The following is a 15,436-nucleotide window of genomic DNA, read 5'->3' on the forward strand; positions in this document are numbered from 1 at the left end:
AGCTGATGATCATATCACCGCCCCTTAATAGTCGACTTAAGGAAGTTATAGGAATGGATTCTGGCAATAACGTTAGCTTCTCTGGTTCCGGCAATCCTGTATACCGCAGTGAAAACCCGGATTACAGGAGAGAGCGTGGCCGCTCCCGGGGGAGAAGAGGCCATTTCCATGGGTGGGCGACAACATCAGGCCAGCCTCGAATGCCAGCCCCTCAAACGACTGCCAGGCATTCCGCGAGCCGGGGAGCTTCGATAGCTGTCCGTGGAGCCATGCACACCAGCAGCAGTAGCGAGGAAACCCCTGAACAAAAATACGAACGCCTGAGCAATGATGAAACCCATTTAAGGATGGCCTGCTTTCTGGGCGACTTGTATTTTGAAGGCAAGTCCCTGTTCAACGAGCCCGTTTCAGCATCAAGGGTAATACAGGAGTTTGACAAGTCTCTTGACCAGAAAAAATGCATCCTGCAAAAAGGCGTTTTCCTGCGAAAACTGTTTTTCAAAAATCACACGCTAAACGGTAACCCAGTCTCCCCCGAGACTGTCTTATCTGTGTTTAAAGAATCCGGTGCATCGGACGAAATTGCGTATTTTTACAGAAATCTCTGTCTGCAGGGAATCAGGGTGCATGGAAAGCCTGTCAAACCCGAAAAAGTCATGTCGCTGCTGGCTCCGATTCAGCCGCCCTACGTAAAGGGTAAATTCCTTGAGGGATTATTCTGGGAAAAAATCCCACTGGAGTCAGGCCCTGTAACATCACAGATGGTACTGGACGAATATAAGCGTGTGAACGCCAGGAGAGAGGCAACCCAGTTCCTCGAAAGAATCCAGCCCTATGAAGATATTCCTTCGTCAGACCACAGGGCCAGAAACACACCCCGGAATGAACCAAAAGCCTTATCAGCCTTTGTCTGTCGCCCCAAAAGTCTCGCCACCCCTTTAGGTACCAGACAACGTGACCGTGCTGCAACTCTGGCTGAAACTGAAACCCCTGAGCATCAATATGAACGACAGCTCAGCGATACAACCAGTTACAGACGTGCCACCTTCCTGAGAGAACTGTACGAGGAGGGTAGAACGCTTTACGGCAAACCCGTTTCGGCATTAATGGTTGTAAATGAGTACGACAAGTCTTTGAATCAAACAAAATGTACTTTGGCAAAAGGTGGATTTCTACAAAGCCTGTTTTTTCATAACCGTCTGCTGAATGGCAAACCAGTCACTGCAGAATACGTCATATCGGTACTGGAAAGAGCCGGAGGACTAAAAGAGCTGGCGTACTTTTATTCATTCCTGTGCCTGAACCGGATACCCGTCGACGGTGAGCCTGTTACCCCGGAAAGCGTGATGGACAGGATGGAACACGAAGGCACTGCTGTGATGAAGGCCCGTTTTCTTGAATCACTGTTCTGGGGGGCGGTTCCACTGTCGTCGGCCCCCGTATCAGCAGACGACGTCTTAGCAGAGTATAAAAAATCACAGGACAGTGAAGCACAGGGGCGCTTTCTTGAGATGCTGTGCCTGAATGGCGTTTCATTGAAAAACGGTCCTGTGACAGCAGAGTCTGTGGAACAGCTTTACAAGCAAAGCCCACAGCCTCGCATCATATTTCTCGCTAAATTATGTCTCGCAAAAATGGCGTTGAATGGGCAGCCTGTCACACCCGAAATGATCATCGGAGAGCTGGGAGAGTTTCTCGGCCCACGGGATATAAGGGCTCGGTTCCTCATGGATTTGTGCCTGGAAGAAATCAAACTGGATGGCGAATTTGTATCTCCGGATGCTGTGGTAACCGCTTTTGAAGGCGCGAACGCAGAAAAAGAGCTGAACTGGTTTCTGGGTGAACTCTGCCTGAGAGGAATGATACTGAACAGCAGACTGATAAGCCCTGAAACCATCGTCGAAAAACTCAGACAGCCAGGCAACTCGCTGGAGCTAGCCAGATTTTATAGAAAGATGTATGAAGCAGACATTCAACTGCATGGTGAATTTATCCAGCCTGAAACCGTATACGAAGCGTTTCAGGCGGTTCCCGATTACATTGATGGCAAACACCTGGAACTCGCTCATTTTAAGGAAAATTTATTCTACCAACGGATCTGCCTGTATCAGGAACCTGTTACAGCAGAATATGTAGAGACAGCCTTTGGTAAAGCTGAGACTGGAAAGTTCAGGCAGGCAAGGGCTCACTTTCTGAGGCAGTTATGCCTGCAAGACATCAGGCTGAATGGCCAGTGTCCAACCCCCGAAGCCGTAAGGGATCTTATTCCGGCAACAATGTCCGGAAGAATCGACCTTGCCCGTTTCCTTCAGGAGCTTTTTTTCAAAGGCATAATGTTAGACGAAAAGCCGGTGACCCCGGAAGACGTAGCGGGTGCATTTCCAGAAACAAACGAAGGCAGGCTTGGACTGGCACGTTTCCTTCAGGAGTTATGCCTGAAAAGCATCAAGATAAACGGAAAGTTTGTTCGGCCAGAAACCGTCATGAAAAAATTACAGGAAACGGGTTGTGAGCTGGAACAGGCTCGCTTCCTGCAATCACTGTTCCTGAAGGGCAGAAAACTGAATCATAAAGAGGTCACTCCCCGGAGAGTAGCGGATGCCTTCCCAGATACAGTGGAAGGGCGGCTGGGGCTCGCCTGTTTTCTGCAACAGCTCTGCATGAAAGGGATAAACCTGGGCGGGGAGATGATATCTCCTGAAACAATCACACGGCAGTTTGAGCAGGAAAATGCATCTCTGCAACAAGGGCTGTTCTTACAGGCACTCTGTCTGCAAAAGCGCCCTGCAAACGGCAAGCAGGTGCCACCGGAAGTCGTGGTTGAAAAGCTGGAACAGGCAAGAGGTCGCCTGGAGCTGGGGCATTTCCTTGAAGAACTCTGCCTCAGAGGTATGCCTCTTAATGGACGCCCTGTAAAGCCTGAAACAGTCATCCATTATTATCAGAAAAATCGCTACCACCTGGAACAGGCTAAATTCATTGAGCGTCTGGCATTATCCGGCAAAACCACCGACACGGATATTTCTGATGACTCTGTATTAAAGGGCTTTCATGGGCTGTCAGTTTCGACAGAAGCGTACCAGATTGACTACCTGTTGAGCCGAATCCAAACCCTCCCCCCTGGCAATGAGGAAAAAAGACTTCAGCTGTATCAGGAAGCTGTTCGCCTAATAAACGACAGCGGCTTCACTTTTGACAAGACTTACTACTCTGCTCTACTCAAAATCCGCGCTTTGCTGCACGGATTGCCAGCTTACCCGGCCGGAAGCAAACTAACGCCCGATACGGTCGCCAGAGACATAAGGAGCATGCCCGTATCGGAACAGACCATCAAGCTGATGTTCTTCTTCCTGGCAGAGTGCTGTTTTCAAAAGTGGCCCCTTGACGGAACTCAGGTATCGCGGGCGCAGGTAAAGGCTTCCCTGAATGACCTCCCAGCCTCTAACGCCAGAACAGCCCTTTTTTACTGGTTTAATGAACAATGTCAGCAACCTGGCAGACAAACCTTCCCAGTACCTGAGCGCAACCCGGTCAAAGCTGGCCGGAGAAATAAACACCAGACAAGAGAACAGCAAAAAAACGTTCAACCAGCTTCTACCAGCCATTCACCAGTACCGCAGACACCAGCACCACAGGCACAAGCACAGCCACCTGTTACATTACCCCTGAGCGTGAACAAACCAGAAGGCAGTCATAACGCATCATCCAGAGTTATGAGTCTGATCAATGAGGTAAACAACCTTTACCCACACCCGGTGATCGTCATCACAAGGGACCTTTCGAACTATTCGCAAGGGCATGGTGAACAGATCAACCTGATTGGTACCGATGAAGGTATCGAGAAACTGGCAGAGAAAATACGCAACGAGTTTAACAGCCAGGACGACAATGAGCCTGAAGTGCCTACACAGTGTCTGATCTGGAGTATAACGAGCTGTAGAGAACTGCATTTACCACGTAAGGTCTTTATGACCTTGACAACAGCCCGCATCAGAACAGAGCTGACCATTAAAGCGGATACCTATCCAGGCCTGCCGGTAATAGCGGAAGATGCGGGAATCGGGATACACGGGGGAGCTCAGCCAGCAGCCTCAGTTCCCTCCTGTTCTATCGAAGATGAAGCGATACTAATTGCTGAGCGCATCAACCATTTGAATGAACATCTGTTAACACCGAAACTCTTAAGTACCAGAATGTACGTGCCAAACTCTGTGATCTTTTACGATGAGGGAAGTAGTGTATTTGCAATACTCATGCATGCAATGATGAGCCTCAATAAGGCTGAAGAACTCTCGGGTATGCAGGAGCCTTCCCTGAATGCAAGGTATAAACAGATGCTCGAATCCAGCATGACATCACTTAAAAGCAAAATAAAACAGCACCCCAAAATAAAGGGCTTCATTAAAGCAATGGAATCCTGGCTGAAAAACACACCGCCGAATAATAACTACGAAGAAAAACGGCATGCGTTTGTTAAAAAAATAAAGGAACAGGCATCGCTGCTGCTACGAAATTAGCCAAAGCCCCTGCAAGAGAGAAAAGAGCAAACAAATAGAATAGAAAAAATAGCAAAACGCATGGAGCAACAGGATCATGTTACATGAACACTCCATGCGTACTTTATAGAATACCGGTTTCTCCAATGAACCCGGCTGAAGCAGACCAGGCTCTCAGAAATTATATTTCAGAGAATAAACAACACCACTCTGAGACTCAGCATAACCCAGCTTGTTCTCAGCATAGCGGTATTGCAGACCAGCAGTAACACTGTCGGTTGCGTGCCACCACAACTCCAGCGCGCCATTATGGCCTGTCTTTTCTGATTTGCCTCCGACGTTAAGATAGTCTTTATCGCGACCGAACTCTGTTTCGTGCCAGTTAAACAGCGTGAAGTTCTGGTTCATCGCGCTGAAGTCATAGCTGGCAGTCCAGCCCAGAACATAACCGTTACTGCCGTTAAAGTACGTGGACTGGGTATTGTGACCGGCAAGGAAGGGCTTGAAGAAGAAATTATCACCAACAAAGTTATAACCAAAACCAAAGAAGCGGTTTTGTTCATCAAAACCCTGGCCACTAATGTCAAAAATCTGTCCAAACAGATTAAAACCTGTATCACCAAGGTTAATACGGGTATTACCTTTAATCGCTACACGACGTCCATCAAACCTTTTTCCGTCTTCATGACGAGAGCTGACTTCCTTATCGTGTACTTTTCGTTGGGTTTTTCACATCAACAAAGCCGTACAATTCACCCCACGAGAAGCCTGACCCACCTTCCACTCTCAGGTAAGCAAAATCACGCTGTTCTGTTTTATTTTCTGTACTGTTTGTCCAGTCCATAAAGTTCAACTGAACATTACTAAAACCGTACAAGTAATCAGCATTAGCAGAAGTGGACATCACGCCTGCGGTCAAAGCTGTAACCGCCAGAGCAGTAGCACGTAATGGTTTCATATACACAACCCCATTATTAGTAAATTTTTTAGAGTGCTGTTATAAGGTCTGATCTTAAGAAGAGTCTTTTTGTTAAATCGAACCAGATCTTCGTTAAAGGCAAGCTGCCTGACACGGATAGTAGTGGGTTGTGCTGCTGCTTTTGCTGAGCCAGATCAACATATCACACCATATTATCTCACCTGTTAACATACATTTGAAAACTGTCATCTTTAACCGGTTAGTTCATGCTTTTTTATTGACTATGGAAATGCCGCTTCTATCGCCGGAGACGACAAAAACATCAAGTCAGGGGGCATGCGCATTACAACTGTGCAAACAAGAAATTATGCTTTGACACAAAACCTGAATATTCAAGTATCATACTAGGGTTTCCTGTTTTACCTGCATTTCGGGGGAAGTGCAGTCAGCAAACAGGTAACACTTGTCTGACTTGCTCGATAGGGGATTTTTAATGCTAAAGAAGAAGTTTTTTAAAACAAAAAAAGAAGCTGAAGTTACTTTTGAGTTTTCCAGGGACGACATCAAATCCGTAGCACTCGCCGGAGAGTTCAATGAATGGAATCCGCTGAAAATGAACTACGTTAAAAAGGACAAGGTCTTTCGTACAAAAGTCCGTCTGCCAAAAGATTCGACATTCCGTTTCAAATACCTTCTGGATAATGAAACCTGGGAAAACGATTATCAGGCTGACGCTTATGTACCCAACACTTTCGGTACCGAAGACAGCGTGGTAAATACCAAAAAAAGCGTTTAATAAAACGTTGATGGTAAAAGAGTCAGCAACGCTGACTCTTTCCACTCAAAGGCAGAGTATTAAACGTTAAAACGGAAGTGCATTACATCGCCATCCTTAACGATGTACTCCTTGCCTTCCAGACGCAGACGACCGGCTTCCTTCGCACCCTGCTCACCATTGTACTCGATGAAATCGTCGTAAGAGGTCACCTCGGCACGGATAAAGCCACGCTCGAAGTCTGTATGAATAACGCCAGCCGCCTGAGGCGCTGTGGCACCAATTTTAACCGTCCAGGCACGCACTTCCTTCACACCGGCAGTGAAGTAGGTCTGCAGGTTCAGCAGCTGGTAACCCGCGCGGATCACACGATCCAGACCGGGCTCTTCCATACCCAGGTCCTGCAGGAATTCATCACGCTCATCATCTTCCAGCTCGGAAATTTCAGCTTCCAGTTTGTTGCACACAGGTACAACGACCGCACCTTCCTGTTCAGCAATCTCACGCACTTTATCCAGGTAAGGATTATCTTCAAAACCGTCTTCGTCCACGTTAGCAATGTACATGGTCGGCTTGGTGGTCAGCAGGTGGAACATGCGGGCCAGTGCCTGCTCATTGTCGTCCAGCTTCAGGGAGCGAACCGGGTTACCTTCTTCCAGATGCGGAATCAGCTTTTCCAGCAGTGCTTTCTGTGCAACAGCTTCCTTGTCACCACTCTTGGCAACGCGGACTACACGCTGGTGCTGTTTTTCACAGCTTTCCAGGTCAGCCATGGCCAGCTCAATGTTGATGATGCCGATATCCGCTTCCGGATCGACCTTGTTGGAAACGTGAATAACATTATCGTTTTCAAAACAGCGCACAACGTGGGCAATCGCATCGGTTTCACGGATGTTTGCCAGGAACTTGTTACCCAGACCTTCCCCTTTGGAAGCACCTTCTACCAGACCGGCAATATCGACAAACTCCATGGTGGTCGGCAATACACGCTCAGGACTGACAATCGCTGCCAGCTTGTCCAGACGGGGATCAGGCATAGCCACTACACCGGCGTTTGGCTCAATGGTACAGAACGGGAAGTTTTCGGCGTCAATGCCTGCCTTCGTCAGTGCATTGAACAGAGTAGACTTACCGACGTTGGGCAAGCCAACGATGCCGCATCTAAAACCCATAAAAGTTACCAGCCTTTATCTATTAACAAAAAGAATGAATGGGGCCGGATTATAAGGACTGCAAGACAATAATTCACCTGATTTAAACCCCGGTTAAACCACTGCCTGAAGGGTATAACAATACCGCAAAGCCACTTTACCAAGGGAATAAGCCCAACCAGATCGGCTAAATACCTAAAGTTGTACTAGTCTTTCGCTGCACTACTTTATGTACAGATGGTTTATTTCCAGTTTGTTATTTGCTCCCAACAGAGACAGTACGAGATTCTCAATGCCTGACAAGAATAAAACCGTGGCGGTTATCAGCGGCGGCCCCTCTCCGGAAGCTGAAGTTTCACGCATTGCTGCCAACCGGCTGATGCCGTCACTGACCAGACACTATGGCAAGGCTGTCCAGCTCGAGCTGGATAAACAACTGCCTGAACAACTGCTACGGCATGAGGTCGATGTCGTATTCCCCGCCACTTACGGACCACAGGGAGAAGACGGCTGCCTTCAGGGTTTACTGGAAGTGATGGGGATTCCCTACATCGGCTCCCGGCCACAGGCCAGCGCCAACGCCCTGAACAAAGTCACCACCAAGCGGATTCTCAGCCATCTAGGCATGCCGCTGGCAAAAGACCTTGTGATCTACGCCTCAGATGGCCTTGAGAAGAACGTCAACGACTGTATTGAGCAACTGGGCGAACAAGTGATTATCAAACCGTTCTCCCAGGGCTCCGGAATCGGCATCCAGTTCGCCAGGGGTTATGACCAACTGAAAGCTTGCCTGCAGGAAAGCTTCAGCAAAGACCATGAGCTTTTGGTTGAAGAATTTATAGTGGGCAGGGAGATCACCGCTGGTGTACTTGAGCTGGACACCACACAGGTTCTGCCCGTTATCGAAATCACTACCTGTGACGGAGCCTGGTACAGCTATGAATACCGTTACAACCCGGGCATGAGTGACCATATTATTCCCGCCCCCATCCCACAGGAACAGTACAGGCGTGTGCAGGAACTAACCCTGCTGGCCCACACCGGCCTTGGCTGCCGGGATATCAGCCGTTCCGATTTTATTGTACCGGAGTCTGGCGAACCCATTCTGGCGGAACTGAACAACCTGCCCGGCATGACGCCCACCAGTCTGTTCCCGGACAGTGCCCGACATGCAGGTATTGAGTTTGAGGATTTAGTCTGTTGTCTGGTTGACCAGGCCTTAAAGCGAACCAAAGCGAAGAACCCCGCGGCAATATGGAAGCTGCCGGAGCTGGCTCTGTCGAAGTGATTTTGAATGTATTACGTACGAGCATTATTCATGACAAGCCAGCTTATCAAAGCGATGGCGCTTTTCATCATAACAGCAACAACGAGTAAGGCTAATGAAGAATGCCACTATCTGTTTGAATGACCTGGAAGGGGATATAACCATTCTTATGTGCGGACATTATTACCATTACGACTGTATCCACTTATGGCTTGATACTTACTTGAACTCTATGTGTCCATTATGCAGGCATGCCGTTAGTGGCAGACCTGAAATCGCTGATGGCAGGCTTGAAGAGGCTTTCAGAGTCTTTACGGAAGACCTTCAGGAAAGAGCAAACCGCTATTACCATGCTGCGGTCCGGGAAGAAATAAGCTCCTTTATTAAGTTAGCTACTTTATCAGCGGCACTCATATATTGCTGGCGAATGTTTCAGAGATGAATATTTACCCAACCCCTTTCCACTGACACCAGCCCTGTCACGAAATACAAACAGGATAATCTTCCGCTTTATTTTCTTTTCTGAAAACTTTGCCAGTTTACGTGACTACCACAGCGCCTCTTCATGTCCATTAAACTCTGAATGTATGCAACTTCTGAACCGCCTTCTGACGCGCACCGTTAACGACTTCAGCCGTTACACGAACCGCTTCGTCAATCACCGCATCAATCCTCTGCCGATCAGCTAGCGGCGGTTTATTCAGCACATAGTTCACCACTTCCTTACTGTTTCCCGGATGACCAATTCCAAGCCGCAAGCGCAGGAAATCCTTATTATTCCCCAGGGAAGCAATAATATCACGCAACCCGTTATGGCCACCGTGACCACCACCCTGTTTCAGACGCCCGACACCGGGAGGCAGATCCAGCTCATCGTGCGCCACCAGAATGGACTGAGGTGGAATTTTATAAAAGGTGGCCAGAGCACCCACCGCCTGACCACTGCGATTCATAAACGTGGTCGGGTTCAGCAGACGGACATCCTGACCATTGATGGAAATGCGGGCGGCATGACCAAAAAACTTTTTTTCTGGTTGCAGGACGGCACCGTAAGCACGTGCCAGCTCTTCCACAAACCAGAAGCCAGCATTATGGCGGGTATCATCGTACTGAGCGCCCGGGTTTCCCAAGCCCACAATCAGTTGGATGGCGTTCTCTGATGGTTTAGCCATAATCGAAACTCACTCCTGATAACAGTCTGAAAACGTATAAATTCTACACATAAAAAAACAGCTTTCATCACTTTAAGCAATGAAAGCTGTTTTCGACAGCTCTGGATTCAACCAGAGCCGTTACTACTGGAAACAGTAAGACAGGGTCTTACTCTTCGCCAGCTTCTTCTTCAGAAGCTTCGTCAGCTTCAGCAGCACCGCGGGTCTTCTGTACGCTGGCAACGTCCAGATCGTGACCTTCGCCCTGCAGCATAGCAACCAGCTGAACGCCTTCTGGCAGAGTCAGGTCGGACAGGTGTACGTGACCACCCAGCTCAACCTCAGCCATGTTCACTTCGATGAACTCAGGCAGGTCAGCAGGCAGACATTTAACTTCAACTTCAACGCGAGCGTGAGTGATAGCACCGCCAGCCTTAACACCAACACAGGCATCTTCGTTGATGAAGTGCAGAGGCACGTGAGTGGTTACCGCGTGAGTAGCGTCTACACGCAGGAAGTCCATGTGCATAGCGAATTCTTTCGCCGGGTGACGCTGAACGTCTTTCAGGATAACCTGCTGAGCAGTACCTTCGATGTCCAGGTTAACGATCTGGGAGTAGAAGGATTCAGTTTCCAGTGCCTTACGGATAGCCTTGCCTTCCAGGGTAACCTGTACAGGCTCAGCTTCACCACCGTAGATGATGGCAGGTACTTTATCTTCGTGACGCAGGCGGCGGCTCGCACCTTTCCCTACATCTTTACGCACAACAGCGTTCAGAGTAATAGCTTCAGACATTTTCTTTCTCCAGAATGCCGCCCTTCCACATCAATCTTGCGACCAGACTATGGGAGTTTAACTGCGGCTGATATAAAGGCGACGTATCATACCTGCAACCCACACCAAAAAAAAGCGCAGTGACCGAAATCACTGCGCCTTTTTTTCAGACCTGTATCAGTAAACTGTCTTACTGAAACCAGTAACCTTACTGGAACATGGCACTGATGGATTCTGCATTGCTGATTCTGCGAACAGATTCAGCCAGCAGCGGGGACATATCCAGCTGACGGATACGACCCAGAGCCTGGGCAGCCGGGCTCAGAGGGATAGTGTTAGTCACTACCAGCTCGTCCAGCTGGGAGTTGGCAACATTTTCCAGCGCACGACCGGACAGAACCGGGTGCGTGCAGTAAGCGATAACCTTGGTGGCACCCTTTTCCTTCAGGGCAGCCGCAGCGGCACACAGAGTACCGGCGGTATCGACCATATCGTCAACCAGTACACAGGTTCGGCCAGATACGTCACCAATGATGTTCATCACTTCAGACTTGTTGGCTTCAGGACGACGCTTGTCGATGATAGCCAGCTCAGTGTTCAGGCGCTTGGCAACAGCACGGGCGCGAACAACGCCACCGTGGTCAGGAGAAACCACCATCAGGTTGTCGTAACCCTGGCGTTCCATATCGTCCAGCAGGATCGGAGAGCCGTAGATGTTGTCAACAGGGATGTCGAAGAAACCCTGAATCTGGTCGGCGTGCAGGTCTACAGTCAGTACCCGGTCGACACCCACGCTGGCAATCATGTCAGCTACGACCTTGGCACTGATTGGCACACGACTGGAACGGGGACGACGATCCTGACGCGCATAACCGAAGTAAGGCAGTACAGCCGTGATACGAACCGCGGAAGAGCGGCGCATGGCATCGGCCATTACCAGCAGTTCCATCAGGTTATCGTTGGTAGGAGCGCAGGTGGACTGAATAATAAATACGTCCCTGCCTCGCACATTTTCCTGGATTTCAACAGCAATCTCGCCGTCGCTGAAGCGGCCGACATAAGCCTTGCCTAAAGGAATGTGCAGGTGATTAACAACCTTGTGAACCAGCTCAGGGTTTGAGTTGCCGGCAAACACCATCATTTTCGACACGGGTAAGTACCTTGCTCTCGACGTGGGTGTAGGAGGATGATTTTCTGTGTGCGATGTTCGCAGCAGTCAGGACTGCTACTAGCAGGAAGAGAAGATTCAGCAAAATGGCTGGGGTAGCAGGATTCGAACCTGCGCATGACGGGATCAAAACCCGTTGCCTTACCGCTTGGCGATACCCCAGTAGCTTTGGAGGCTACAAATTCGTTTGCAGTGAATACTGTAGCTGTGGAAATCATGTCGTACATGCTTCGAGCTGATGCGCGGCCTGCAAATTGTGCAGCGTGCTGTGTAGCGGAGATGTATTCACGCCACGGGCAATAAAAGACTGAACGTCTGAGCCTATCGTTGCCATAGCCGCTTCCGCTTGTTCGCGACTGGCAAACGGCGCAAATACGCATGCACCTGATCCGCTCATCATAGCCTGCCCTATGCTCGAATTTCTGGCATTATCCAACAGCTGTATGCAAGTTTCAACTTCAGGATAAAGTCGCCGAACCAATGGCTCAAAATCGTTATGCAGCAGATTTTGACGCCTCTGTTCTTCGTACGTTTCCAACGCGGCGCACACTTTAATCGTCGGTGTATCTCTTGTCAAATCCCTGTGGGCGTACATCTTTACGGTATTTACATGACAATCCGGCACCAGAACCAGATACCAGCATTCCGGCGGGTGTGCAGACGTAAGAATCTCACCCACCCCTTCGGCAAACGCCGCCGAACCGCGTACAAATACCGGCACATCAGCCCCCAGCTGCAACCCCAGTTCAGCCAGGCGCTCCTCAGGCAACTGCAAACCCCAGAGCACATTCAGGCCAAGCAGTGCCGTGGCTGCATCCGAACTCCCGCCACCGACTCCGCCCCCCATCGGCAGCCGCTTGTCCAGCCGGATACGGGCTCCCTGCTGCGTACCGGTTTCCTGCTGCAACAGGCGGGCAGCTTTAAGAATCAGGTTGTCGTCGCTGACCAGCTCAGGCAGGTTACATTCCAGTTCCAGTGAATCCTGCAGGGTAAAACCCAGCTCATCGCCATAATCAAGAAACTGAAACAGCGTTTGCAGGGCATGATAACCATCCGGCCGGCGTCCGGTGATATGAAGAAACAGATTCAGCTTGGCAGGCGCTGGCAACACCAGTTCAGACTTCATGAATTGCAACCAATTAGTGTTTAAAAATGACCGTTTAAAAAATGTGAGATTATTTAACCTGCCAGCGTCTGGCAACCAGTGTCATTTGAATATCGTCTTTTTCGACCCTGATCCGCCCCGGCAAAGATACTGGAGGCTGACTCTGGTATTCCAGATACTCAATCGTCCAGCCAGCCTGTTTCAGGTGCGACAACTGTCCCTCATTGTCCAGCTGCATGGACGTTTCCTGAATACCCGGCACCGGCACACCCTGAATCCAGAACCGCAGGTAGCTGACCGGCAGTTGCCAGCCAGTCAGGTCGTACAACAGGGCTTCTGGTGTATGACCCTGATAACGCTTGCCATCGGCTTCAACCATGATGCCATGGTCGTTACTTTCGATCTTCGCCAGTGATTGTCCCAGTGGGCCATCCAGATACACAGTAAAATCCTGCTGGTTCTGCAACCATTCCACCGACATGGAGCCCGACTGATCGGGTACCCGCAGGCCCAGTCTGCCCATCAGCTGCCAGTGATTCATCTGTTGCAGTTCCTTATAGCGGGTTTCCCATAATGTCTGCCGAAGCTCTAATGACAGTTCAGGCTCTTTGGGCGTAGTGGCACAGCCGCTGACCAGAATAATCAGCAGCAGTGCAGGCAGAGAAAACAAATTACGCATGACGGATTGTGGTACACCTTTAAACAACATCTGATTATCAGCCAGTCAGGGCTTGGAAGCCACCGGGGCAGAAGCAGCTTTACTGTTCCCTTTCGGTTCAACCTTCTCCAGCCGCTCCCTGGTAGTCCTGAGAATTTCACTTTCAGGTTTTTTCTCCAGAGCCTCCTCCCACAGGGCTATCGCTTCATCCTTGCGCCCCATCATCCAGAGTACTTCCCCCAGATGAGCAGCCACCTCATGATCAGGGAACTTATCATAAGCCTGTTTCAGGTACTTCAACGCCCCTTCAAGATTGCCCAGCCGGTAATTAATCCAGCCCATGCTGTCCATGATCGCCGGGTCTTCACTATCAATGGAGTAAGCTTTCTCAATCAGTGTCCTGGCTTCTTCATACCGATCCGTGCGATCGGCAAGGGTATAACCCAGGGCATTTAAGGCAGCAGCGTTGTCAGGCTGCAGCTTGATAATGGCACGCAGGTCTTTTTCCAGCCCCTCCAGCTTGCCCAGCTTTTCCTGCACCATGGCACGGGCGTAAAGCAGGTTTATGTTTTCCGGGTGACGAAGCACTGCGGCATCAAACAGGCCCAGCGCCTCGTTGTATTCCCCTGCACCCGTCAGTATCTCCGTTTCCAGCATATACAGCTGAACAGCGTGTATCGGATAACGATTACGTGCCTCATCCAGATGCTTTCGGGCATCTTTCAGACGCCCCTGTGACAACATCAGTTGCACCAGCGACACCTGGGCCCGCATAAACTCTTTTCCGGGCGGAACATTCAGAAAGTACGTTTCCGCCTCTTTCAAATTTCCTTTCTTTTCACTGATTCGACCCAGATAGTAATTGGCAGTTCCTTTGCGCTGCCCCAGTTTTAACAACCGTTTAAAGTAAGTCTCGGACCGGTCCAGCATATCGTTTTCAAGGGCGATCAAAGCCAGGGAAATCAGGATTTCAACATCGTGGGGGGACTGTTTCAGCAGTTCTTCAAACTGAATACGGGCTTCATCCAGTTTGTTCAGGTGAACCAGTACCCTGGCATACAGCAACCGCAGCCGGGGTCGGTCCGGGTGACGTTCAACAGCATCCGCCAACATCTTTTCAGCCTCGTCGCCTCTACCCAGTTTGTTGAGAATGCGCCCTTTCAGTATCAGCGCCTTAACGTACTCCGGGTAACGTTTGAGCAGCTGATCACACAACTGCATGGCTTCATCGTTTCGGCCCGCCTGTTGCAGCAAAATCGCTTTACCCAGTTTCAGGGAACGATGATCCGGATACTCTTTCAGAATGGTATCAAATGTTTTCAGCAGGCTGTCACGGTCTTCGTCAGACAGTTCCGTTGCGCTTGAGGCAAGAAAATCAAAATTGGCTTCACCGTGCAGATCCAGGGTTTTCCGCATCTGATCAACCGCACGATCAAGCTGCCCGTCCCTGACCAGCTCTATGGCACTGGCCTGCAAAGCGCGGGTATCATCAGGTGCCAGCTCTGCCCACAACAGGGCGGCATCCAGAGAAGCCTGTCTGGCACCAATAAACATGCTGATCTGATAGGCTCGTTCAGCTACACCAACATCCCGGGTTTTGTGAGCCTGTTTAAGGTAATTGCCCAGTGCAAGATCGTAGCGTTTGCGTTGCCCCCCCAGCTCGGCGACCAGCAGATCATAAACCGTTTCAGGTTCAAATGAACGAACCGGTTCTTTTTCAACTTCAATGGTAATGTTGTCAGTCAAAGGCTCCTGAGGATCCTGTCCGGACTGAATTCCCTGCGTGGCAACACATCCCCCCAAAGCAGCCAGGCCCAGAGAGAATACCGACACTCTGGCCAGCAATAAGGAGAAACTTTTGAGTTCCTTCATGAATGGTATGCCTTTACCCGATTGGAATGAATGTCCACCCGCTCATCATGACATACCCTGAAGTACATAGACACAGAGTTTGCAGTTGCAGGCGTTCCA

12 protein-coding genes and 1 tRNA gene are annotated in these 15,436 nt (G+C 49.8%); 3 read left to right on the forward strand and 10 right to left on the reverse strand.

Features of this window, described 5'->3' with window-relative positions:
* The first annotated feature begins 53 nt into the window (after positions 1–53).
* Entirely contained in the window at positions 54–4,517 is a 4,464-nt protein-coding gene (locus V5J35_RS06520; protein WP_354010471.1) for a hypothetical protein, read from the forward strand.
* Positions 4,518–4,670: 153 nt separating this feature from the next.
* Here the strand turns inward: V5J35_RS06520 and V5J35_RS06525 are convergent, their stop codons facing one another.
* Together V5J35_RS06525 and V5J35_RS06530 are read right to left on the reverse strand one after the other, a co-directional pair.
* Positions 4,671–5,144: an outer membrane protein OmpK gene (locus V5J35_RS06525; protein WP_354011373.1), complete on the reverse strand. Its 474-nt coding sequence runs from the start codon at positions 5,142–5,144 to the stop codon at positions 4,671–4,673.
* 55 nt (positions 5,145–5,199) lie between these two features.
* Entirely contained in the window at positions 5,200–5,454 is a 255-nt protein-coding gene (locus V5J35_RS06530) for an outer membrane protein OmpK (protein ID WP_354010472.1), read from the reverse strand.
* Between the two features lie 454 nt (positions 5,455–5,908).
* On the opposite strand from V5J35_RS06530, the gene V5J35_RS06535 reads away from it, so the two are divergent.
* The gene (locus V5J35_RS06535) at positions 5,909–6,211 is read left to right on the forward strand and encodes an isoamylase early set domain-containing protein (RefSeq protein ID WP_354010473.1); all 303 of its coding nucleotides are present in this window, start codon (positions 5,909–5,911) and stop codon (positions 6,209–6,211) included.
* Positions 6,212–6,270: 59 nt separating this feature from the next.
* Here the strand turns inward: V5J35_RS06535 and ychF are convergent, their stop codons facing one another.
* Complete coding sequence (gene ychF, locus V5J35_RS06540) at positions 6,271–7,362, reverse strand: redox-regulated ATPase YchF (RefSeq protein WP_354010474.1); 1,092 nt, start codon at positions 7,360–7,362, stop codon at positions 6,271–6,273.
* A gap of 271 nt (positions 7,363–7,633) precedes the next feature.
* Here ychF and V5J35_RS06545 point away from each other — a divergent pair, with 271 nt between their 5' ends.
* Positions 7,634–8,629 (forward strand): D-alanine--D-alanine ligase family protein, encoded by a 996-nt coding sequence (locus V5J35_RS06545; protein WP_354010475.1) that lies wholly within the window; start codon positions 7,634–7,636, stop codon positions 8,627–8,629.
* Between the two features lie 551 nt (positions 8,630–9,180).
* Here V5J35_RS06545 and pth read toward each other — a convergent pair.
* From pth to V5J35_RS06580, 7 genes are all read right to left on the reverse strand, one after another.
* Entirely contained in the window at positions 9,181–9,780 is a 600-nt protein-coding gene (gene pth / locus V5J35_RS06550) for an aminoacyl-tRNA hydrolase (RefSeq protein ID WP_354010477.1), read from the reverse strand.
* A gap of 148 nt (positions 9,781–9,928) precedes the next feature.
* Positions 9,929–10,555 carry a 50S ribosomal protein L25/general stress protein Ctc gene (locus V5J35_RS06555; RefSeq protein WP_354010478.1) on the reverse strand — a complete coding sequence of 209 codons (627 nt, stop codon included), beginning with the start codon at positions 10,553–10,555 and terminating at the stop codon, positions 9,929–9,931.
* Between the two features lie 187 nt (positions 10,556–10,742).
* Positions 10,743–11,684: a ribose-phosphate pyrophosphokinase gene (locus V5J35_RS06560; protein WP_354010479.1), complete on the reverse strand. Its 942-nt coding sequence runs from the start codon at positions 11,682–11,684 to the stop codon at positions 10,743–10,745.
* Positions 11,685–11,789: 105 nt separating this feature from the next.
* Positions 11,790–11,864 (reverse strand) — tRNA-Gln (locus V5J35_RS06565).
* Positions 11,865–11,916: 52 nt separating this feature from the next.
* Complete coding sequence (ispE, locus tag V5J35_RS06570; RefSeq protein ID WP_354010480.1) at positions 11,917–12,828, reverse strand: 4-(cytidine 5'-diphospho)-2-C-methyl-D-erythritol kinase; 912 nt, start codon at positions 12,826–12,828, stop codon at positions 11,917–11,919.
* A 49-nt stretch (positions 12,829–12,877) separates the two neighbouring features.
* The gene (gene lolB / locus V5J35_RS06575; RefSeq protein WP_354010481.1) at positions 12,878–13,486 is read right to left on the reverse strand and encodes a lipoprotein insertase outer membrane protein LolB; all 609 of its coding nucleotides are present in this window, start codon (positions 13,484–13,486) and stop codon (positions 12,878–12,880) included.
* 45 nt (positions 13,487–13,531) lie between these two features.
* A complete protein-coding gene (locus tag V5J35_RS06580) occupies positions 13,532–15,337 on the reverse strand; it encodes a tetratricopeptide repeat protein (protein ID WP_354010482.1) in 1,806 nt (601 codons plus the stop codon).
* Between the last annotated feature and the right edge of the window lie 99 nt (positions 15,338–15,436).

It is taken from the genome of Endozoicomonas sp. NE40, assembly GCF_040549045.1.
Taxonomy (GTDB): Bacteria; Pseudomonadota; Gammaproteobacteria; order Pseudomonadales; family Endozoicomonadaceae; genus Endozoicomonas_A; species Endozoicomonas_A lisbonensis.

Bases quoted from the DNA above. Each gene is read 5' to 3' on its own strand.
- V5J35_RS06520 (WP_354010471.1), top strand. From the start codon at position 54: ATGGATTCTGGCAATAACGTTAGCTTCTCTGGTTCCGGCAATCCTGTA.
- V5J35_RS06530 (WP_354010472.1), bottom strand. From the start codon at position 5,454: ATGAAACCATTACGTGCTACTGCTCTGGCGGTTACAGCTTTGACCGCA.
- V5J35_RS06535 (WP_354010473.1), top strand. From the start codon at position 5,909: ATGCTAAAGAAGAAGTTTTTTAAAACAAAAAAAGAAGCTGAAGTTACT.
- ychF (WP_354010474.1), bottom strand. From the start codon at position 7,362: ATGGGTTTTAGATGCGGCATCGTTGGCTTGCCCAACGTCGGTAAGTCT.
- V5J35_RS06545 (WP_354010475.1), top strand. From the start codon at position 7,634: ATGCCTGACAAGAATAAAACCGTGGCGGTTATCAGCGGCGGCCCCTCT.
- pth (WP_354010477.1), bottom strand. From the start codon at position 9,780: ATGGCTAAACCATCAGAGAACGCCATCCAACTGATTGTGGGCTTGGGA.
- V5J35_RS06555 (WP_354010478.1), bottom strand. From the start codon at position 10,555: ATGTCTGAAGCTATTACTCTGAACGCTGTTGTGCGTAAAGATGTAGGG.
- ispE (WP_354010480.1), bottom strand. From the start codon at position 12,828: ATGAAGTCTGAACTGGTGTTGCCAGCGCCTGCCAAGCTGAATCTGTTT.
- lolB (WP_354010481.1), bottom strand. From the start codon at position 13,486: ATGCGTAATTTGTTTTCTCTGCCTGCACTGCTGCTGATTATTCTGGTC.
- V5J35_RS06580 (WP_354010482.1), bottom strand. From the start codon at position 15,337: ATGAAGGAACTCAAAAGTTTCTCCTTATTGCTGGCCAGAGTGTCGGTA.